Source organism: Micromonospora sp. CA-240977 (genome assembly GCF_050942285.1).
Lineage (GTDB): Bacteria > Actinomycetota > Actinomycetes > Mycobacteriales > Micromonosporaceae > Micromonospora.
Window position 1 is genome coordinate 6,329,635 of sequence record NZ_CP192055.1, and the last position, 19,391, is coordinate 6,349,025.

The 19,391-nt window shown below is 71.8% G+C and carries 18 protein-coding genes; 9 read left to right on the forward strand and 9 right to left on the reverse strand.

All coding sequences use genetic code 11. The features are described from left to right. Positions 1-52 precede the first annotated feature (52 nt). Entirely contained in the window at positions 53-2,017 is a 1,965-nt protein-coding gene (locus ACQPWW_RS28655) for a penicillin-binding transpeptidase domain-containing protein (RefSeq protein WP_433126807.1), read from the forward strand. Positions 2,018-2,169: 152 nt separating this feature from the next. Here the strand turns inward: ACQPWW_RS28655 and ACQPWW_RS28660 are convergent, their stop codons facing one another. Both ACQPWW_RS28660 and ACQPWW_RS28665 read right to left on the reverse strand, forming a co-directional pair. Then, complete coding sequence (locus ACQPWW_RS28660; protein ID WP_433126809.1) at positions 2,170-3,564, reverse strand: arginase family protein; 1,395 nt, start codon at positions 3,562-3,564, stop codon at positions 2,170-2,172. Positions 3,565-3,630: 66 nt separating this feature from the next. Then, positions 3,631-4,554 (reverse strand): tetratricopeptide repeat protein, encoded by a 924-nt coding sequence (locus tag ACQPWW_RS28665; protein ID WP_433126811.1) that lies wholly within the window; start codon positions 4,552-4,554, stop codon positions 3,631-3,633. A gap of 189 nt (positions 4,555-4,743) precedes the next feature. Here ACQPWW_RS28665 and ACQPWW_RS28670 point away from each other — a divergent pair, with 189 nt between their 5' ends. Continuing rightward, on the forward strand, positions 4,744-4,890 hold the full coding sequence (locus tag ACQPWW_RS28670) for a hypothetical protein (protein ID WP_433126812.1): 147 nt from the start codon (positions 4,744-4,746) through the stop codon (positions 4,888-4,890). On the opposite strand, the gene ACQPWW_RS28675 is transcribed toward ACQPWW_RS28670, so the two are convergent. The 4 genes from ACQPWW_RS28675 to ACQPWW_RS28690 all read right to left on the reverse strand — a co-directional run bounded on the left by ACQPWW_RS28675 (position 4,866) and on the right by ACQPWW_RS28690 (position 9,395). Continuing rightward, complete coding sequence (locus ACQPWW_RS28675) at positions 4,866-6,554, reverse strand: acyl-CoA mutase large subunit family protein (RefSeq protein ID WP_433126814.1); 1,689 nt, start codon at positions 6,552-6,554, stop codon at positions 4,866-4,868. The two genes, ACQPWW_RS28670 and ACQPWW_RS28675, sit on opposite strands and share 25 nt — an antisense overlap. A 122-nt stretch (positions 6,555-6,676) precedes the next feature. Further along, a complete protein-coding gene (locus ACQPWW_RS28680) occupies positions 6,677-7,078 on the reverse strand; it encodes an Asp23/Gls24 family envelope stress response protein (protein WP_433126815.1) in 402 nt (133 codons plus the stop codon). Between the two features lie 116 nt (positions 7,079-7,194). Beyond that, entirely contained in the window at positions 7,195-8,130 is a 936-nt protein-coding gene (meaB, locus tag ACQPWW_RS28685) for a methylmalonyl Co-A mutase-associated GTPase MeaB (protein WP_433126817.1), read from the reverse strand. 65 nt (positions 8,131-8,195) lie between these two features. Further along, positions 8,196-9,395 carry an acetyl-CoA C-acetyltransferase gene (locus ACQPWW_RS28690; RefSeq protein WP_433126819.1) on the reverse strand — a complete coding sequence of 400 codons (1,200 nt, stop codon included), beginning with the start codon at positions 9,393-9,395 and terminating at the stop codon, positions 8,196-8,198. Positions 9,396-9,456: 61 nt separating this feature from the next. On the opposite strand from ACQPWW_RS28690, the gene mce reads away from it, so the two are divergent. The 4 genes from mce (at position 9,457) to ACQPWW_RS28710 (ending at position 15,608) form a co-directional block, all read left to right on the forward strand. After that, positions 9,457-9,933, forward strand: a complete 477-nt coding sequence (gene mce / locus ACQPWW_RS28695; RefSeq protein ID WP_433126821.1) for a methylmalonyl-CoA epimerase — start codon at positions 9,457-9,459, stop codon at positions 9,931-9,933. Between the two features lie 383 nt (positions 9,934-10,316). Next, positions 10,317-11,672 carry a crotonyl-CoA carboxylase/reductase gene (ccrA, locus tag ACQPWW_RS28700; RefSeq protein ID WP_433134633.1) on the forward strand — a complete coding sequence of 452 codons (1,356 nt, stop codon included), beginning with the start codon at positions 10,317-10,319 and terminating at the stop codon, positions 11,670-11,672. A gap of 342 nt (positions 11,673-12,014) precedes the next feature. Further along, positions 12,015-13,274, forward strand: coding sequence for a DivIVA domain-containing protein (locus ACQPWW_RS28705; RefSeq protein ID WP_433126823.1), 1,260 nt, complete (start codon positions 12,015-12,017; stop codon positions 13,272-13,274). A gap of 177 nt (positions 13,275-13,451) precedes the next feature. Beyond that, positions 13,452-15,608, forward strand: a complete 2,157-nt coding sequence (locus tag ACQPWW_RS28710; RefSeq protein ID WP_433126824.1) for a hypothetical protein — start codon at positions 13,452-13,454, stop codon at positions 15,606-15,608. A gap of 62 nt (positions 15,609-15,670) precedes the next feature. Here ACQPWW_RS28710 and ACQPWW_RS28715 read toward each other — a convergent pair whose 3' ends face one another. Beyond that, positions 15,671-16,099 carry a DUF559 domain-containing protein gene (locus tag ACQPWW_RS28715; RefSeq protein WP_433126826.1) on the reverse strand — a complete coding sequence of 143 codons (429 nt, stop codon included), beginning with the start codon at positions 16,097-16,099 and terminating at the stop codon, positions 15,671-15,673. Beyond that, positions 16,060-16,647: a hypothetical protein gene (locus ACQPWW_RS28720; protein ID WP_433126827.1), complete on the reverse strand. Its 588-nt coding sequence runs from the start codon at positions 16,645-16,647 to the stop codon at positions 16,060-16,062. The genes ACQPWW_RS28715 and ACQPWW_RS28720 overlap by 40 nt, the downstream gene beginning before the upstream one ends. A 195-nt stretch (positions 16,648-16,842) precedes the next feature. Here ACQPWW_RS28720 and ACQPWW_RS28725 point away from each other — a divergent pair, with 195 nt between their 5' ends. From ACQPWW_RS28725 to ACQPWW_RS28735, 3 genes are all read left to right on the forward strand, one after another. Continuing rightward, the gene (locus tag ACQPWW_RS28725) at positions 16,843-17,109 is read left to right on the forward strand and encodes a Scr1 family TA system antitoxin-like transcriptional regulator (RefSeq protein ID WP_433134635.1); all 267 of its coding nucleotides are present in this window, start codon (positions 16,843-16,845) and stop codon (positions 17,107-17,109) included. Beyond that, positions 17,106-17,294 (forward strand): DUF397 domain-containing protein, encoded by a 189-nt coding sequence (locus tag ACQPWW_RS28730; protein WP_433126828.1) that lies wholly within the window; start codon positions 17,106-17,108, stop codon positions 17,292-17,294. The genes ACQPWW_RS28725 and ACQPWW_RS28730 overlap by 4 nt, the downstream gene beginning before the upstream one ends. A gap of 201 nt (positions 17,295-17,495) precedes the next feature. After that, entirely contained in the window at positions 17,496-18,575 is a 1,080-nt protein-coding gene (locus ACQPWW_RS28735) for an AI-2E family transporter (protein WP_433134637.1), read from the forward strand. A 4-nt stretch (positions 18,576-18,579) separates the two neighbouring features. Here the strand turns inward: ACQPWW_RS28735 and ACQPWW_RS28740 are convergent, their stop codons facing one another. Further along, entirely contained in the window at positions 18,580-19,377 is a 798-nt protein-coding gene (locus tag ACQPWW_RS28740) for an alpha/beta hydrolase (protein WP_433126829.1), read from the reverse strand. Positions 19,378-19,391: the final 14 nt, after the last annotated feature.

A 19,391-nucleotide genomic window follows, 5' to 3' on the forward strand; every position in this document is an offset into this window, starting at 1 on the left:
ACGTCGGCGTACTACCGTGCGAAGGCGCTCCGAGATCGGAAGGACCAGCTTCATGCCCTCGTCGTACCCCCGGCCCCCACAGCCGAACCCCGTCCGCCGCGTGGTCGCCGCCCTCACCGGAGTGCTGCTCGTGGTCGGCGTTCTGGCTGGCTGCTCGGGTGACGACGGGCCGGATAGCACCGTCGACGCCTTCCTCGCCGGTTGGCGCAGCGGCGATCTCCAGAAGGTCGGTCTGATCGACCCGACCGGCAGCAAGCTGTCGTCGGCCGAGGTGAGTCGCGAGATCAAGGAGCTTTCCGGCGAGCTGGCGGCGACCCCGCCCACGCTGACCCGGCGCGGCGAGCCGAAGGTCAAGGCGGACATCGCCACCACAACCGTCCAGGTGGAGTGGAACCTGCCCGGTCAGACCCGCTGGGCGTACGACCGGGAGGTACGTCTCGCCCGGGGCGACGGCGACCAGTGGCGGGTGATCTGGGAGCCGAAGGTGGTGCACGAGCAGCTCACCAGGGGTGACCGGTTGGCGGTGCGCCGCGACGCCAGTGCCCGGGCCGCGGTGCTGGACGCTGCCGGGCAACCGATCGTGACCCCCCGGCCGGTGGTGCGGGTCGGTGTGCAGCCCGACGGGGTGACCGACCTCAAGAAGCTCGTGAAGGATCTCGACGCGGCGTTCAGGGCGATCCGCCCCGCCCTGGTCCCGGCGGTCGACCTGACCGACCTGCCCGAGCGGGTGGCCAAGGCCGAACCGGGAGCGTTCGTCGAGGTGGTGTCGCTCCGCGAGGAGGCGTACCGGCAGATCAAGCCCCGGATCTACGACCTGCCCGGCACCAAGTTCACCTCCGACAAGATCGACCTGGCGCCGACCCGGGAATTCGCCAGGGCGCTGCTCGGCACTGTCGACGCGGCGCAGGCCGACGACCTCGCCGCCCACCCCGACCGGTACGTCGTCGGCGACCTGGTCGGGCACGGCGGGCTCCAGGGCCGCTACGACGAGCGGCTGCGCGGCGGCCCCGGGATGACAGTGGTGGTCGAGCGTCCCGCCGAGGCCGGCAAACTGGAACCCACCGGCGCCGAGTTGTTCCGCCGGGAGCCCCAGCCCGGTCAGGCGCTGAAGACCACGCTGGACGTCGCCGTCCAGAACGCGGCCGACGGGGCTCTGCGCGCCGAGCCACGGCGGGCCGCGCTGGTGGCGCTTCGGATCAGCGACGGCGCGGTGCTCGCCGCGGCGAACGGCCCCGGGCCGGCCGGGGAAAACCTGGCCTTCACCGCGCAGGTGCCGCCCGGCTCCACGTTCAAGATGGTCAGCACGCTGGGCCTGCTGGACCGGGGCGCGGTCACTCTGGACGGGCCGGTGGCCTGCCCGAAGACCTTCACCGTGGACGGTCGGTCCTTCAAGAACTCCGACAACTTCGAGCTCGGTTCGGTGCCGTTCCGCACCGACTTCGCCAAGTCCTGCAACACGGCGTTCGCCTCGCTGGCCCCGAAGCTCGGCGGCGACGGGCTGGCCGCCGCCGGCCGCTCGTTGGGCCTGGAGGGTCAATGGGACCTCGGCACGGACGCCTTCACCGGCAAGGTGTCCACGGGCGGCAGCCTGGCCGAGCAGGCCGCGGCATCGTTCGGGCAGGGCACCACGCTGGTCAGTCCGCTGGCCATGGCCGGTGCCACAGCGGCGGTCGCCCGAGGCCGCTTCGAGCAGCCGAAACTGCTCATCGATCCGGCGCCGGCCACGTCGGCCCCGCCGGGCGAGCAACTCAAGCCGGAATCGGTCGCGGCACTGCGCGCGATGATGCGCGAGGTGGTCACCACCGGCACCGGCAGTGCGCTGAAGGATGTGCCGGGCGAGGTCTACGGCAAGACCGGCACCGCCGAGTACGACGACAACCCGGCCCACACCCACGCCTGGTTCGTCGGTTGGCGGGGCGACGTGGCGTTCGCCGTCTTCGTGGAGAAGGGTGGGGCCAGCACGGCGTCCGCCGTCCCGATCGCCGAGCGCTTCCTCCGCGCCCTCCCCGTCTCCTGACCTCGACCACCACTCCGGGACGCCGAGGGGCGGCCCGCCCGCCGCGCCGACGTTGATCGACTCGGGTTCATTGACACCGCGGTGTCCCGTGCGACCAGACACCCGACCTCAATGAACCCGAGGTGATCGACGACAAACGGGCCACGATCGGGTCAGGCGGTGTCAGCTTTGTGCAGGTCCGAGCCGCTGTCGGCAGGAGAGCCCTGGACCGAAGAGTCCTGGGCGGGTGGCAGCGATCGCCGGAGCAGGCCTGGGCCGGCCGACGCGGGCGGGCCGACCGGTTCGCGCTCGACCGAAGCCGGGATCTGGGCCACCACGCTCGACGGCTCGGCCAGGGCCTGCCCACGACTGCCGGGTGCCTCTGCCGCGCCCTCGACATCGCGGGACGACACGTCCACAGCCGATCCGACAGCGGGAGAACCGGGGCCGAAGGGGACGCCATCGGCAAGGTCACCATCGGTGCGGCCGACCTCGGCCACGTCACTGCCGGAGCGGCTGATGCCGGTCAGACCCGGGCGCCCATCAAGCCCGGCGAGCCGCTCGGACCGCTCGGTGGCGGTCGTGGCACGGCCGTTACCGCGCCGGGGGCCGGGCGTCGGCCGGGACGACAGCAGCCGGGGCGGCACCGCTTCCGGGGCGGTGACCGGGGCCAGGCCGGCGACGACGGTGTTGACGATCTCGGCCGCGTACGAGCCGTCGGGGTCGTAGTCGGGGTCGAAGACGGTCAGCTCCACGCCGAGGCAGTGCGGGGTGTCGACCAGGCCGGCGAGCAGGATCTCCAGCTCGGCGAAGGCGATCCCACCGGGGTCGGGGGCGTCGACGGCGGGCATCACCGCGGGGTCGAGCACGTCCACGTCGATGTGCACCCAGTAGCCCGCGCAGTCGGCGAGTTGCTCGTGCGCCCACTGGGCGGTCCGGGCGGCGCCCTCGGCACGCAGCGCCGGCACCGGCCTGGTGGTGATCCCGGCGGCCTGTAGGTCGAGCCGGTACTCGTCCTGGGCTCGGATGCCGAGCACCACCACGTCGACGTCGCGGAAGTAGGGCCGGCGACCCTCGATCGCGGCCAGGTCGGCCTGGCCGCGCCCGGTGACCAGGGCCAGATCCTCCCCGGCGGCCGCGCCGACGTAAGAGGCGTTGCCGGGGTGCCGGAAGTCGGAGTGCCCGTCAACGAAGACCAGCCCGATCCGCCCGCCGACGGCTTCACCGAGGCGGTGCATGGCCAGCGCCGAGCCGAGCAGCACGGAGCAGTCGCCGCCCAGCACCACCGGGAACTCGCCCCGGTCGATGATCGAGCCGATCCGTTCGGCGAGGGCCAGCGAGTAGTCGGCGATCTCCCGGGCGTGGCACACCCCGTCGCCGGGCCGCCAGTCGCCCGGGTCGTAGCGGGCTGGCGTGACACAGCCGGCGTCGCGCGCGCGGAGCCGGGCCAGCAGTTCGTGGTCGCGCAGCGCGCCGGGCGCCTTGGCGCAACCGGGGACCGACGTGGACGTCGGCGGCCGCAGACCGAGATTTGTCGGCGCGTCGAGGACGGCGATCCGGCGCATCATGAGCTCCCGTCCTCGTTGGTCGGGCGGGCCGGCCGGAACGCCGGCCCGCGCTGGCGTGCTTGTGACTCAGAACAGGGCGCTGGCCAGTGCCCGGCGTGCCGAGGCGACGGCCGGATCGTCCGGGCCGGCGATGGAGAAGAGCGAGACCAGGTGTTGGCGGGCGGTCTCCCGGTCCTCCCCGGCGGTGCGCCGGACCAGACCGACGAGCCGGGCGTACGCCTGCTCGGCCAGGCCGCTGAGCACCTCGATGTCGGCGGCCAGCAGTTGGGCGGCCACGTCGTCGGGGGCGCTCTCGGCGGCGGCCAGCGCGGCGGCCGGGTCCGCGCCGGCGACCCGACGGGCCACCCCGACCTGGGCCAGCCCCGCCGTGGCCGCGGCGTCCGCCGGGGCATCGGCCAGAATCTTCCGGTACGCCTGCTCGGCGGCGTCCAGATCGCCGCTCATCAGCGCGTCGTCGGCCTCGTCGAGGCGGGGATCCTCCGGCTCGGCGACGGTCACCCCGCCGGCCTTGAGTACGGCCTGGATCCACTGCCGCAGCTGGGCCTCGGGCACCACCCCGGAGAAGGCGTCGACCGGCTGACCGCCGACGACCGCGTAGACCATCGGGATGCCCTGGACTCGGAACATCTGGGCGATTCGCGGATTTTCCTGCACGTCCACCCGTGCCAGCACCCAGGTGCCGCCGCCCTCGGCGTTCAACTGCTCCAGGACCGGGGCGAACTCGTCGCTCTCCGGGAAGCCGGCCGCGCCGAAGAACACGACGACGGGCACGGCCATCGACCGTTCGAGCACCTCGGACTGGATTGTCGCCTCGGTGACGTCGATGATGGCGGTGCTCCCGCCGGCGGTCGGCGCGCCGGGGGTGCCGTTGGACGGGCCGCCCTGCGGGGGCGTGCCGGGGCGGGTACTGGCTGGTGCGGGGCCACGCAGCGTGCTGAGGTCGACCGCGCCGCGGGTGAAGATCGACGAGGTGATCCGTGGGTCGCTCATGGTTACCTAGTCTCGCACGTGAGCCGCCGATCTCAGGTCACCCACAACCCCGACGTTGCAACTCTCACCCTGCTCTCCCGCCCCGTCCGCGCCCCCGCCCCCGGCCACCGCGATCTCGCAGTTCCGGCCGCCGGAACGCGGCGTTCGCGTCGTCCGCCGGAAGACCGCAACCGCAAGATCACGGACGTCGTGCGGAACACCGGGCTGGGGGCGCGGGAGGTGCGGGAGCGGGAGGTGCGGGAACGGGAGGTGCGGGAACGGGAGGTGCGGGAGCGGGAGGTGCGGGAGCGGGAGACGCGGATGGGGTGGGGTCAGAAGCGGGCGGGTTCGCGGTAGGTGCCCCACTCGGCGCGGAGGGCGTCGCAGATCTCGCCGAGGGTCGCCTCGGCGCGGACAGCGTCGAGCATCGCGGGGATCATGTTCTCGTCGCTACGGCTGGCGTCGACCATCCGACTCACCGCCGCGCGGACCGCCGCGTCGTCCCGGGCGCCCTTGCGCTCGGCCAGCACCCGGCGCTGCTCCACCTCCACCTCGTGCGAGATGCGCAGGATCTCCAGCTCCTTGGCGACAGTGCCGGTGTGGCAGTTGACCCCGACGATCTTCTTGTCGCCCTTCTCCAGAGCCTGCTGGTAGACGAAGGCCGACTCGGCGATGTGCCCGGTGAACCAGCCGTTCTCGATGCCGCGCAGGATGCCCGAGGTCATCGGGCCGATCTGGTGCGGCCCCTCCCCGCCGAGCTGCCGGATCCGGGCGAAGATCTCCTCCGCCTCGGCCTCGATCTTGTCGGTCAGCGCCTCCACGTACCAGGAGCCGCCGAGCGGGTCGGCCACGTTGACCACGCCGGTCTCCTCCATCAGCACCTGCTGGGTCCGCAGGGCGATCTCGGCCGACTCGTCGGTGGGCAGCGCCAGGGTCTCGTCGAGCGCGTTGGTGTGCAGCGAGTTCGTTCCGCCGAGCACCGCGGCGAGGGCCTCGACGGCGGTGCGTACCACGTTGTTCACCGGCTGCTGCGCGGTCAGCGACACCCCGGCGGTCTGCGTGTGGAACCGCAGCCAGAGGGCCTTCTCGCTGGTCGCGCCGTAGACGTCGCGCAGCCAGCGGGCCCAGATCCGGCGGGCGGCGCGGAACTTGGCGATCTCCTCGAAGAAGTCGAGGTGCGAGTCGAAGAAGAAGCTCAGCCCCGGCGCGAACACGTTCACGTCCAGGCCGCGCGACAGGCCCAGCTCGACGTACCCGAAACCGTCGGCCAGGGTGTACGCCAGCTCCTGCGCGGCGGTGGAGCCGGCCTCGCGGATGTGGTAGCCGGAGACCGAGAGCGGCTTGTAGCGCGGGATCTCGGCGGCACAGTATTCCATCAGGTCGCCGATCAGGCGCAGGTGCGGCTCCGGGTCGAAGAGCCACTCCTTCTGCGCGATGTACTCCTTGAAGATGTCGGTCTGCAGCGTTCCGTCCAGTTTGGACAGGTCGGCGCCCTGGCGCTCGGCGGCGACCAGGTACATGCAGAACACCGGCACGGCCGGGCCGGAGATGGTCATCGAGGTGGTGACGTCGGCCAGGTCGATGCCGTCGAAGAGCGCCTGCATGTCGGTGGCGGTGTCGATGGCGACGCCGCAGTGGCCGACCTCGCCGAGCGCCTGCGGGTCGTCCGAGTCGCGGCCCATCAGCGTCGGCATGTCGAACGCGACCGAGAGGCCGCCACCGCCGGCGCCGAGGATCATCTTGTAGCGCTCGTTCGTCTGCTGGGCGTTGCCGAAGCCGGCGAACTGCCGGATCGTCCAGGTCCGCCCGCGGTAGCCGGTCGGATACAGACCCCGGGTGTACGGGTACTCGCCCGGCCAGCCGATCCGCTCGAAGCCCGGGTACGCGCTGCCCTCGGGCGGCCCGTAGACCGGTTCGACAGGCATCCCGGAGAGCGTGGTGAAGTCAGCGTCACGCTTGCGTGCGGCGTCGTAGCGGGCCTGCCAACGCGCCCGTCCGGCGTCGATCTCGTCGGCGTCCATGAGCAGGGCTCCTCCTCGGGTCCTCGACTGCACGTCGAGTGTAGGGCCCACACCTGAACGATCGCTAAGTCCCGTCGTACCGACGGGTAACCTGCGACCCGGACGCCCCGCCCCGATCCGCGCTAGGCGGTCGGCCCGCCCATCGCCACGTCGTCGACCCGGATGTTGACCTCGTCGACCCGCAGCCCGTACGCCTCGACCGCCTCGGTCACCCGAGCCCGGACCTGCCCGGTGATCTCCGGCACCGGCTGGCCGGCATCGATCACCAACACCAGGTTGACCACCGCGGCATCGCCGGTCACGTGGGCCGAACAACCCCGGCGGGCATCGCCCACCTGGTCCAGCCCGACCCGGTCCAGCACCGAGTTGAAAAACCGGGCCACGTCCCCGCCCAACTCGGCCACCCCGGGAACCGCGCGGGCGGCCGCGACCGCGATCTTCTCGATCACCTCGTCGGAGACCTGCGTCGTTCCGCCAGCCCCCGCCGACGCCGTGATCAGCTCCTGCGTCGCCTCGTGGTCCATAGCCACTCCCCCTGCTCCTCGCGCCACCGCGCCGGCACACCGCACGGCCCCCACCGCCCGTGGGGCGCTGCGAGCCTACAAGGACGGCAGTGCGCCGGGATGTCCCCGGTGGACGGTCAACGGGCGAGCTGGGCGAGCAGCTCGTCAGCCGCCCGGTAGGGGTCGATCGCGCCCTCGGCGACCTGGGCGGCGAGCGTTGCCAACTCCGTACCGTCGCGCAGTGAGCCGATCCGGGCGCGGAGGGCGCCGAGCGCGATCGCCTCGACCTCGGCGGCGGCCCGCGCCTCCTGGCGGCGGCGCAGCTCACCGTGCTCGACGAGCCAACCCCGGTGCTTGTCGATCGCCGCCGCGATCTCGTCGATCCCCTCGCCACGCGCCGCGATCGAGCGGAGCACCTGCGGTCTCCACTGCCCCGGGCCACGCTCACCGAGGGCGATCATGCCCTGGATGTCACGGACGGTGGCGTCGGCGCCATCCCGGTCGGCCTTGTTGACAACGAACACGTCGGCGATCTCCAGAATGCCGGCCTTGACCGCCTGGATCGCGTCACCCATGCCGGGAGCGAGCAACACCAGCGTGGTGTCGGCCAGCGAGGCCACCTCCACCTCGGCCTGCCCGACCCCGACGGTCTCCACAAGCACCACGTCACAGCCGGCGCCCTCCAGCACCCGGACCGCCTGCGGCGTCGCCGCGGCCAACCCGCCGAGGTGACCCCGGCTGGACATGGACCGGATGTAGACGCCCGGGTCGGTGGCGTGGTCCTGCATCCGCACCCGGTCGCCGAGGATCGCACCGCCGGTGAACGGGCTGGACGGGTCGACCGCCAGCACGCCGACCCGATGCCCCTGCGCCCGCAACGCGCGGATCAGCTCGTTCGTGGTGGTCGACTTGCCCACCCCTGGCGAACCGGTCAGCCCGACAACCTGGGCCTGCCCGGCGTACGGCGCCAACGCGGCGGCGATCGCCGGCAGCAGCGAGTCGCCGTTCTCCACCAACGTGATCAGCCGGGCCACCGCGCGGGGGTCGCCCGCGCGGGCCCGCTCGACCAGCATCGGTACGTCCCGACTGCGGCGCACCGACGTGGTACCCGCGGATGGGACGTGCTCGGGCGCCTCGCTCACCGGCCCGACACAGCCTTTCCCGGCACATGGATGATCAGCGCGTCGCCCTGGCCACCGCCACCGCAGAGCGCCGCCGCGCCGGTGCCGCCACCGCGCCGCTTCAGCTCCAGGGCGAGGGTGAGGACGAGACGCGCGCCGGACATGCCGATCGGGTGCCCCAGCGCGATCGCGCCGCCGTTGACGTTGACCCGGTCCGGGCTGACGCCGAGGTCCCGGGTGGACTGCACGCCGACCTGCGCGAACGCCTCGTTGATCTCGATGAGGTCCAGGTCGGCGACGCTCAGGCCGCCCTTCTTCAGCGCGTGGTTGATCGCGTTGGACGGCTGCGAGTGCAGGGAGTTGTCCGGACCCGCCACGTTGCCGTGCGCACCGATCTCGGCCAGCCAGGTCAGCCCCAACTCGGTGGCCTTGGCCTTGCTCATCACCAGCACGGCCGCGGCACCGTCGGAGATCGGCGACGAACTGCCGGCGGTGATGGTGCCGTCGGAGGCGAAGGCCGGGCGCAGCTTGGCCAGCGACTCGACTGTGGTGTCCGGGCGGATGCCCTCGTCCTCGCTGATCACCAGCGGGTCACCCTTGCGCTGCGGGATCACCACCGGGGCGATCTCGTCGGCGAAGTGGCCGTTCTTCTGCGCGGCGGCGGCCCGCTGGTGGCTGGCGGCGGCGAAGGCGTCCTGCTCCGCGCGGCTGATGCCGTGCCGGGCGCCGAGGCGCTCGGTCGACTCGCCCATCGAGCAGCAGTCCCAGGCATCGCTGAGCCCGTCGTGCGCCATGTGGTCCTTGACCACCACGTCGCCGTACTTGTAGCCGGTGCGCTGACCCATCAGCAGGTGCGGGGCGTTCGTCATCGACTCCATGCCACCGGCCACCACGATGTCGAACTCGCCGGCACGGATCAGCTGGTCGGCCAGGGCGATCGCGTCCAGGCCGGAGAGGCAGACCTTGTTGATGGTCAGCGCCGGCACGGACATCGGCACACCGGCCTCGACCGCCGCCTGCCGCGCCGGGATCTGACCGGTGCCGGCCTGCAGCACCTGCCCCATGATCACGTACTGGACCTGGTCGGGGCTGACCCCGGCACGCTCCAGCGCGGCCTTGATGGCGATCCCGCCCAGCTTCGTGGCCGGGAGATCCTTGAGGTTGCCCAGCAGCCGCCCCATCGGGGTCCGCGCGCCGCTGACGATCACCGAAGCCATGCCTGCCTCCGAGGGGGTGCCGTGCTGTACGCCTTAACGAATGTTCGGCCAGACTAGCGCCATGACTGAGAACTCCTCCGCCGAGCCCGGTGCCGACTCCGTCACAGACATCGGGCTTCGCAAGATCGACCATGTCGGGATCGCGGTCGCCGACCTGGACGCCGCCATCGACTTCTACCAGCGGACGTTCGGGATGCGCTGCGTGCACGTCGAGACCAACGCCGAGCAGGGCGTACAGGAGGCGATGCTGACCGTCGGACCGACCGCCGAGGGTGGCTGCGTGCAACTGCTCGCCCCGCTCACCCCCGAGTCGACGATCGCCAAGTTCCTGGACCGCAACGGGCCGGGTGTGCAGCAGGTCGCGTACACGGTGGTGGACATCGACGCGGCCTGCGCGGCGCTGCGGGCGCGGGGAATGCGACTGCTCTACGACGCGCCGCGGCGCGGCACCGCGGACAGCCGGATCAACTTCGTACACCCCAAGGACGCCGGTGGCGTCCTTGTCGAACTCGTCGAACCCGCCCCCACCCTCCACTGACCCGCCGCGCCAGCGCCCCGCGCCGGTGCCGGCAAGATCCGCACAACTTCAGGGATGTTGCTGCCTCCGCCGCACTTGAGGCAGCAACATCCCTGAAGTTGTCGCGCCGCGCCCCCCGCGCGCCTCCGGGCCTCGTGCCCGTCGGAGCCGTCGGCCGCGCACGTCAGTGCGCGGTTGGCGGGGTGGCCGGACACCTTCACGCATCGGCGGATGCAGTTTTTCACAGAGGACTTCCCGGCCTAGCTACCGTTCAGTAACGTCCGGCCCCACCGGAGCGCGACCAGGGTCGGATGTGTCGAATGCCGACATGGTGGTCGTGCCGCACCGGCGCCGACGATGGCAGCACCCGGGCCCGTGCGGGTGCGGACGAACCGGAGGTCACCGTGCAGGACATCCTCGAAGCGATCATGGCGGCGGAGGAATCGAGCGATCCGGACCGCGAACTCGCCGGCGTCGCCGGGCTGCCCGTACCGAAGAGCTACCGAGGTGTGGTGGTCCGTGCCGAGGAGGCCCGGATGTTCGACGGCATAGCCACCCGGGACAAGGACCCGCGCAAGGCGTTGCACGTCCAGGAGGTGCCGACGCCGGAGCTGGCGCCGGGCGAGGCGTTGGTCGCGGTGATGGCCAGCGCGATCAACTACAACACGGTGTGGACGAGCATCTTCGAGCCGCTGCCCACGTTCAGGTTCCTCCAGCGCTACGGCCGGGTCTCCGAACTGACGCGCCGGCACGACCTGCCGTACCACGTCGTCGGCTCGGACGCGGCGGGCGTGGTGCTGCGCACCGGTCCCGGGGTGACCCGGTGGGCGCCCGGCGACGAGGTGGTCGCGCACTGCCTCTCCGTCGAGCTGGAGGACGCGGCCGGGCACGACGACACCATGCTGGACCCGCAGCAGCGGATCTGGGGCTTCGAGACCAACTTCGGTGGGCTGGCCGAGCTGGCGGTGGTCAAGGCCAACCAGCTGATGCCCAAGCCGCGGCACCTGAGCTGGGAGGAGGCGGCCAGCCCCGGGCTGGTCAACTCCACCGCGTACCGGCAGCTCGTCTCGCACCACGGCGCCAACATGAAGCAGGGCGACGTGGTGCTGATCTGGGGCGCCTCCGGCGGCCTCGGCGGGTACGCCACCCAGATGGCGCTCAACGGTGGCGCGATCCCGGTCTGCGTCGTCTCCTCGCCGGAGAAGGCGGAGCTGTGCCGCCGGATGGGCGCGGAACTGGTCATCGACCGGGCGGCCGAGGGTTTCCGCTTCTGGAAGGACGAGGAGACCCAGGACCCGGACGAGTGGAGGCGCTTCGGCGAGCGGATTCGCGAGCTGACCGCCGGCGAGGACCCGGACATCGTCTTCGAGCACCCGGGTCGGGAGACGTTCGGCGCCAGCGTCTACGTGGCCCGGCGCGGCGGGACCATCGTCACCTGCGCCTCCACGAGCGGCTTCCAGCACCAGTACGACAACCGCTACCTGTGGATGCACCTCAAGCGGATCGTGGGCAGCCACTTCGCCAACTACCACGAGGCGTGGCAGGCCAACCGCCTGGTCGCGCTCGGCAAGGTGCACCCGACGGTGTCCCGCACCTACTCGTTGGAGCAGACCGGTCAGGCCGCGTACGAGGTGCACCGCAACGCCCACCAGGGCAAGGTCGGGGTGCGGTGCCTCGCTCCCACTGACGGTCTGGGCGTACGCGACGGGGAGCTGCGGGCCCGGCACGAGGACGCGATCAACCGGTTCCGGGGGCACTGACCGGGGCCGCCGGGCCGGGGAGGCGCCGACCGGCGCCGCCGACCCGGGGCCACCTCGTCCGGCCGCCGGCCGGACGGACGAACGCTCGATGGCCAATGCGCTGATCGCACATTGTTCTTCCGCTCCCATTACCGAGAAACCCACCCGGATCGAACAAAGGGCCTCGGGTAGCCCCGGGGCCCTTTTCCGCGTCACGCTGCGTGGCGTCCGACCCGCCCGGGACCTGCCAAGATCGCCGATTGGTGCCGCCCCGGCGATGGCGGGAGTTGACCATGTAAAGAGGCCACGAAAGCTGCGCACCGCTCTTGCGAAGCACCCTGGGGCGTCTGCCAGTATGTCCCAATGCCCCAGCAGCAGTCCTCCCCTCTCGCGTTCTTCGATAACGCGAACTCGCAGCCAGACTTCACCGTCGGCCTGCGCGGTTACAACACTCACCAGGTCGATGACTTCCTCGGCCGGATGACCGCCGCGCTGACCCAGTCCGAGCAGGCCCGTGCCGAGGCCGAGCAGCGGATGAACGACGCCCAGCGTCGACTCCGCCAAGCCGAACAGCGCATGAGTGCGCTGGAGCAGAAGCTCACCGACACCAACAAGCAGCTCGAAGAGAACAGCCGGCCCACCCTGTCCGGGCTCGGCACCCGCGTCGAGCAGATCCTCCGGCTCGCCGAAGAGCAGGCAAACGACCACCGCAACGAGGCCAAGCGCGAGTCGGAGGGCATCCTCTCCGCCGCCCGCCTCGAGGCCCGCGAGATCACCGACAAGGCGCGCGCCGAGGCCGCGGCCATGAAGGCCAGCGCCGAGCGCGAGGCGGGCAACCTGCGCACGGCCGCCGAGCGTGAGGCCGCCGAGGTACGGGTGCAGGCCCGCCGTGAGGCGGACACGCTGCGCGCGGACGCCGATCGTGAGACCAAGCAGCTGCGTACCGTCACCGCGCACGAGGTCGCCGAGCTGAAGTCGACAGTCGAGCGGGAGGTCGCCACCCTCCGCGCCACCGCCGAGCGGGAGATCACCCAGCAGCGGGCGAAGGCCGCCCGCGAGGCTGAGGAGAAGCGCGCCGAGGCGACCAAGCTGCTGACCGACGCGCGGGACAAGCGCGACAAGGACCTTCAGGCTCTGGAGCTTCAGCTGGCTGAGCGTCGGGAGAAGTCCGAGCGCGAGGAGTCCGAGCGGCACGCCGCCCAGGTCGCGCAGACCCAGAAGATGGTCAGCGAGGCCGAGCAGCGTGCGCGGGCCGCGCAGGAGCGGGCGAAGGAGATCGAGCAGCGCGCCGAGGCTCGCCGGGTCGAGTCGGAGCGCAACGCCGCCGAGACGCTGGACAAGGCCAAGGCGAGCTCCGAGAAGACGCTCAACGAGGCCAAGGCCGAGTCGCAGCGCCTGCTCTCCGAGGCGCGCACCGAGGCGGAGCTGACCACGCAGGCCGCCCGCCGCGAGGTCGAGGACCTCACCCGGCAGAAGGACGCTGTCACCTCGCAGCTGGGCCAGATGCTCTCCGGGCTCGCCGGCATCGTGCCGGGGATGCCAGCGGCCGCTCCGGCGGCCAAGCCGGAGGCCAAGAAGACCGAGGGTGGTCAGGAGCGGGTGCCGGCGGAGACCGCCGGCTGACGCGAGGCGTCAGGTCGGGGCATCGACGGCGCGAGGTGACACCGGGTAACCGGTGCAACCTCGCGCCGTATGCGTTTCCCAACCGTTGGTATCCCCCGCTCGCAACGGAGTGAAGTAGCTCGCACAAGGCGCGTCCGTATCGCCCCAGCAGGCCCTGTTGCGTGTGAGGATGGGGGCATGTCGCACGGCGAGGAACTGTTCGCTCTCGGCGGGGACGTGACGACGGAGCCCAGCTTCGAGTCCGCTCTGCGGGGGTACGAGAAGAAACAGGTTGATCGGTACGTCGCGCGTGCTGAGCACGAGATCGCGACCCTCGCCTCCGAACGGGAACAGGCGTATACACAGATCCACAAGCTCGCCGGCCAGGTCGAGGTGCTCCAGCGTGACCTGACGCAGGTACGCAAGCAGATGAACGTGGTCGACCCGGCCTCGCTCCGCCACCTCGGCCCACTTGTCGACTCGATCGTGACGCAGGCCCAGGAGCTGGCCGAGAAGGTCGTGTCCGATGCGAACGTGGAGGTCGAGGCCCGCCGTGCCGCGGCCGAGCACATCATCGAGGAGGCCCGCGAGCAGTCCGCGCGGGCACTGAAGGACTTCGAGATCGCTCTCGCCGCGCGACGCTCCGAGGAGGAGCGGCACAGTGCCGCCCGGCGGGCCGAGGCCGAGGCCACTCTGCGGTCCGCCAAGGACGAGTCGGCGCAGTTGCGCAAGGCGGCGCAGGACGCACTGGCGAAGGCCCAGCAGGAGGCCACCCAGCTGCGGGACAGCGCCAAGGAGATCCACGCCCGGGCCCAACAGGAGTCGACCAAGCTACGCGAGACGGCCCGCGAGACGTTGGCCAACGCCCGGCAGGAGGCCAGCGACCTGCGCGAGGCCGCCAAGGAGGTGCACGCCAAGGCCCTTCAGGAGGCCAAGCGGCTCACCGACACCGCGACCGAGGCCGGCCGGGCCAGCCACGCCAAGGCGCAGCAGGAGGCAAAGCAGATCATCGACGATGCGTCGATGGCCGGCCGGGCCACCCGCGCCAAGGCGCAGCAGGAGGCGGAGCGGCTGACCACGCAGGCCACCGAGGCGGCGAAGCGCAGCCGCGCCGAGACCGAGGCGTACGTGCAGCGGATGCGCACCGAGACCGAGGCGTACGTGCAGCACACCCGGGCCCAGACGCAGCAGGAGCTGGGCGCGTGGCGGGCCGGCGTGGAGCAGGAGGTCAACTCGCGTCGGGAGGCGGCCGACCGGGAGTTGGCGCAGCGTCGGTCCACTGCCGAGCAGGAGTTCGCCAAGCGCCGCGACGAGCTGGACAAGCAGCACAAGTCCCGCCAGCAGGAGTTGGAGACCGGGTTCGCCAGCCGTCAGCAGGAGTTGGAGACGGGTTTCACCGCCCGCCGCGACGAGTTGGAATCCGAGTACACGAGCCGCAAGAACGAGCTGGAAACCGAATACTCCACGCGTAAGAACGAGATCGAGCAGGGCGCGGCCGGGGTTCTTCAGGCGGCCGAGCAGGACGCGGCCGCTCTCCGCCAGCGGTCCGAGGCGGAGGCCGCCGAGCTGCTGAGCCGGGCGAAGACCGAGGCCGCCGACAAGCGGCGCGAGGCAGACGAGCACGTCGCGGCCTCCCGTCGACAGTTCGAGGAGTACGCGGCCACCACCCAGCAGCACCTGGCCACCACCCAGCAGCACCTGGCGGCCACGCAGCAGGAGTCGGCGGCGGGCCGACAGCAGCTCGCCCAGGTGATGCTGGAGATCGCCCAGGCCCAGCAGCAACTCGCGGACCTGCGGCAGGAGACGTGGAAGTCTCGGCAGGAGTCCGACGAGCTCAAGCGGCAGATGGCCGAGCTGCGGTTGCCGAGCGCCGACGGCGCGACCGCTGGCGATGGGGTGAGCAGGAGCGCGGCCGACGATGGCGCGACCGGGTCCGGCAAGGCGACCGTCGACGCGGGCACGTCACCCGGGTCCGGCCCGGCGACCGCCGACGCGGGCACCTCGCCCGGGTCCGACCCGGCCACCGTGGACGCGGGCACGTCGCCGGGGTCGGGTGCGGCCACCGGCCTGAAGAGCGAGCCCGCCGACACGCGGCAGCCGGTGAACGCCGAGGCCAACGGCGCCGGGCAGGCCACGACCCGGCCGGTGGCGGAGCCGGTGACCACCGTAGACGGAGGCGCGGCCAGCGCCGGCGTGGACGGCGAGCCGACAGTGGCCGCCGTTCCGGGCGAGGGTGGCCGGGGCGCCAAGCCGACCAAGATCACCAGCACCGGTGAGAACGGCAAGCGACCCAGCAAGCCGACCACCGACGAGCGCAGCGCCAAGCCCAGCAAGGTCACCATCGAGAAGGACTGACGGGTACGAGCTTCGAGATCTTGGACAGTTTCCGTTATCGCCTAACGGAAACTGTCCAAGGTCTATTTGTGCGTCGGATGGCGCTGGGATTGGGTGGGGGTCCAGCCGGCTGCGACGAGGGCCCGCCGGACGGTGTCGGCGACCTCGTCGGGGCGGGCGCGGACCAGCCAGGCCGGAAAGCGCAGGATCCGCTCGCCGCTGGTCCAGACGTCGTTCTGCCGACGCATGTCGTCCGCCCACTGCCGGGCGTCCATGTGGTGCGCGCCGTCGATCTCGACCTGCACCCGCCACTGTCGCCAGTACGCGTCCAGCCATCGGTTACGGCCCGCCGCGTCGACGCGATGTTCTTGAAGATCAGGTACGGGCAGCCGATGCCGGCGACAGAGACGCAGGAAGTCGATCTCGGAGAGCGCCTGCGCGCCGCCGGCGATGTCACTGACGCTCTGCTGGATCAGGTGCCGGCGGGGCGCTCGGGGGAGGACGTCGAGCACCGCCTGCAACTCTCCTCGGGCACCACCCGCCGCTGCTGACAACCACCCGCCAGCACCCCCTGCGCCTCCTCCACTCCGACTGCCCATCCCGCCGCGTCGATGAGCGCTCTGGCCGTCGTGGTGCGCGGTGGACGGGCGAGTTGCCGGTGCGAGTCCGGCAGCACCGACGTGCGATGCACCAGCACCGCGGGCATGTCGATCGGGAGGCGACGCAGAGAGGTCCGCGCGGCACGGCGGGCGGCCGGCACCAGCACGTGCAGTGGCTCGCGGCGCAGCCCTCGTACCCCGGCTTCGGCGGCTGCGGTCACCCCGGCCAGCATCGCACCTGGCCCGGCTGCCAGCACCGCCACCCAGAGCTGTTGGTCGCGGCTCAGGCGACCGTTGGTGGTCAGCAGGATCCCGCGGCAGATCGACCGCCACCGGCCGGAGCGGATTCGCCCACGCACCGTCCCCTCGCTGAGCAGGCTGGAGACCTGCGCGGTCGTCAGCACGCCCGCCTGCTCGAAGGCGAGCCAGTCGAGTGCGTCGGCGTCGTCGGCAGGCAGCATCCGGACAGCCTTCACCGCCGCGACGCCACCAGACCACCAGATCTTGGACAGTTTCCGTCAGCGCGTAACGGAAACTGTCCAAGATTTGCGCGGCATCCGCTGAACAACGGCAGGCCGTCGGCCCGGCAGCACCACATGCGCAGCAGCCGCCCGTCCGCGCAGGGCAACGGCAGGCCGTCGGCCCGGCAGCACCACATGGGTCGCAGCGGGACGTTCGGCGTCCGCGGGCCGCGGGGTGTCCCGGCCGGGGCCGGATTGCACGTCGGGCTGTCGGGTCCCGTTCAGCCTCGTCCAAGGCTCGGACGGCGGGGGGTCGGGCACGTGGAGCACCAGATTGACGGCCTTGTGGTCGACGGCGACCAGGAAGTGGCTACGCTGCTGACGCGCTGGGAGATGATCAGAAACAGTGCGCTGCCCTGCCAGCAGTCGATCGAGCTGATGAAGAAAGTTGTAACGTCATGAACCTGACCGGTGCACGCTGGCGCACGTCCACCCGTAGCGGTAACGGTGAGTGTGTCGAGGTGGCGGACAACCTGCCCGGACTGGTGGGGGTGCGGGACAGTAAGGACCGGCCCGGCCCGGTGCTGGTCTTCGCGCCGGCCGCGTGGCGGGCGTTCGTGGCCGCCACCCCTCGTCCCACCGCCTGAGCCGGGAGGTCCCTGGTGCCACAGCACGACCCGTCCGGCGACGACCCGAAGGTGACCCCCGGCCCCCTGCCCGCGCAGACGCCCCCGCCAGCCGAGACGCCACCACCAGCAAAGACGCCCCCGCCAGCCGAGACGCCACCACCAGCAGAGACACCCCCGCCAGCGGAAACGCCACCGCCGGTGCCGGTTCCCGCTCCGGGAATCGACCCGGACGAGCCGCCGGCGGTCCCGTCCGGGAAGTTCGGCACACCGGGGCGTCCGCTGCGCCGCAGCAGTTTCCTGGTCGGGTTCACCGGGGCGCTGGGCGTGCTGCTGGCGTACACCCTCTATCTGGGGATTCGCAATGCCGGCGGCATCCTGGTGCTTGTGGTGATCGCGCTCTTCCTGGCGGTCGGCCTCAACCCGGCGGTGGTCCGGCTCCGCCGCTGGGGTGTGCCGCACGGCCTGGCGGTGGCGGCTGTCGCGTTGACAGTGGTGCTGCTGCTCTGCGGCGGCGTGGTCGCGCTGGTTCCGCCGATCGTGACGCAGTCGGGGCAGTTCATCGACCAGATCCCGAGCCTGCTCGACGAGCTGCGCCGCAATCCGACGGTCAACGACCTGGTGGAGCGGTACGACGTGGTGGAGCGCGTGCAGGGCGCGGCAAACGCGCAGACCGTCGGCCGGGCGCTCGGCGGGGTGCTGGGCGGCGCACAACTGATCTTCGGCACGGTGTTCCGGACGCTGACCGTGCTGGTGCTCACGATCTATTTTCTGGCCTACTTCAACAAGCTGCGCGCCCTGGGCTACTCGTTGGTGCCGCGGTCCCGGCGGGAGCGGGTGCAGCTGATCGGCGACGAGATCCTGGCCAAGGTCGGGGCGTACATGGTCGGCGCGCTGAGCATCGCGGTGCTGGCCGGCGCGACCACCTTCGTCTTCGCGCTGATCGTCGGGCTGCCGTACCCGTTCGCGCTGGCCGTGGTGGTGGCGGTGACCGACCTGATCCCGCAGATCGGCGCCACCCTGGGCGCGGTGATCCTGAGTCTGGTCGGCTTCGCCGCCGACCTGCCCACCGGTATCGCCTGCGCGGTCTTCTTCCTCGTCTACCAGCAGGTGGAGAACTACCTGATCTACCCGAAGGTGATGCGGCGCTCGGTGGAGGTCAACGAGGTGGCCGCCCTGCTGGCCGCGCTGCTCGGCGTGGCGCTGCTGGGCGTGGTGGGCGCGCTGATCGCCATCCCCACGGTGGCCGCGCTGCAGCTGATCCTGCGCGAGGTGGTGTTGCCCCGCCAGGAGAGAGGGTGAGGCGTCAGTCGCCCGGCTGCGGCACTGGCGTGTCCGCGAACGAGGCCACCGTCCGGTCGGCGTACGCGCTGACGTCGCCGGCCTCCACCGGGCCGTCCCAGGTCGTCGGCAGCGGCACCTCGACGGCCGGGTTGACCCGCCGGACGATTTCGTCGAGCACCGTCTCCGCGTCGCCCACCCAGAGGTGCTTGGCGCCCGGCACCCCGACCACCTCGGCCTGCGGCACGGCGGCGAACCGCTCCCGCGCCTCGGCCGGCCGCAGGTAGTCGTCGAACTCGGGCACCAGCGCCGTGAGCGGCCGACCCGAGGCGGCCCAGGTGTCCAGGTCCGCAGGTGTCGAGAAGCGCAGCGGCGGGGAGAGCAGGATCGCCCCGGCGACCGCCGGGTCACAGCCGTACTTCAGGGCCAGGTCGGTGCCGAACGACCAGCCGACGAGCCAGATGGTGGGCAGCTCGGCGAACTCCGCGTACTCGATGGCGGCGGCCACGTCGTACCGCTCGCCCACCGCGCGGTCGAACGCTCCCTCGCTGGTGCCGCGCAGGCTGCTGGTGCCCCGGGTGTTGAACCGCAGCACAGCCAGGTCGGCCAGGGCGGGCAACCGCCAGGCCGCCTTCCGGAAGACGTGGCTGTCCATCATTCCGCCGTGGGTGGGCAGCGGGTGCAGGCAGACCAGGGTGGCCACCGGCGGCCGGTCGGCCGGCAGGGCCAGCTCGCCGACCAGCCGCAGACCGTCGGCGGTGTGCAGCTCGATGTCCTCCCGGCGGCCGGGCAGGATCGACGACGCGCGGATCGCTGTGCTCACCGCCCAAGTGTGTC

Coding starts and splice junctions, on each gene's coding strand:
- ACQPWW_RS28655 (WP_433126807.1), top strand. CDS start 53: ATGCCCTCGTCGTACCCCCGGCCCCCACAGCCGAACCCCGTCCGCCGC.
- ACQPWW_RS28660 (WP_433126809.1), bottom strand. CDS start 3,564: ATGATGCGCCGGATCGCCGTCCTCGACGCGCCGACAAATCTCGGTCTG.
- ACQPWW_RS28665 (WP_433126811.1), bottom strand. CDS start 4,554: ATGAGCGACCCACGGATCACCTCGTCGATCTTCACCCGCGGCGCGGTC.
- ACQPWW_RS28675 (WP_433126814.1), bottom strand. CDS start 6,554: ATGGACGCCGACGAGATCGACGCCGGACGGGCGCGTTGGCAGGCCCGC.
- ACQPWW_RS28680 (WP_433126815.1), bottom strand. CDS start 7,078: ATGGACCACGAGGCGACGCAGGAGCTGATCACGGCGTCGGCGGGGGCT.
- meaB (WP_433126817.1), bottom strand. CDS start 8,130: ATGCTGGTCGAGCGGGCCCGCGCGGGCGACCCCCGCGCGGTGGCCCGG.
- ACQPWW_RS28690 (WP_433126819.1), bottom strand. CDS start 9,395: ATGGCTTCGGTGATCGTCAGCGGCGCGCGGACCCCGATGGGGCGGCTG.
- mce (WP_433126821.1), top strand. CDS start 9,457: ATGACTGAGAACTCCTCCGCCGAGCCCGGTGCCGACTCCGTCACAGAC.
- ACQPWW_RS28705 (WP_433126823.1), top strand. CDS start 12,015: ATGCCCCAGCAGCAGTCCTCCCCTCTCGCGTTCTTCGATAACGCGAAC.
- ACQPWW_RS28710 (WP_433126824.1), top strand. CDS start 13,452: ATGTCGCACGGCGAGGAACTGTTCGCTCTCGGCGGGGACGTGACGACG.
- ACQPWW_RS28720 (WP_433126827.1), bottom strand. CDS start 16,647: ATGCTGCCTGCCGACGACGCCGACGCACTCGACTGGCTCGCCTTCGAG.
- ACQPWW_RS28725 (WP_433134635.1), top strand. CDS start 16,843: ATGGGTCGCAGCGGGACGTTCGGCGTCCGCGGGCCGCGGGGTGTCCCG.
- ACQPWW_RS28730 (WP_433126828.1), top strand. CDS start 17,106: ATGAACCTGACCGGTGCACGCTGGCGCACGTCCACCCGTAGCGGTAAC.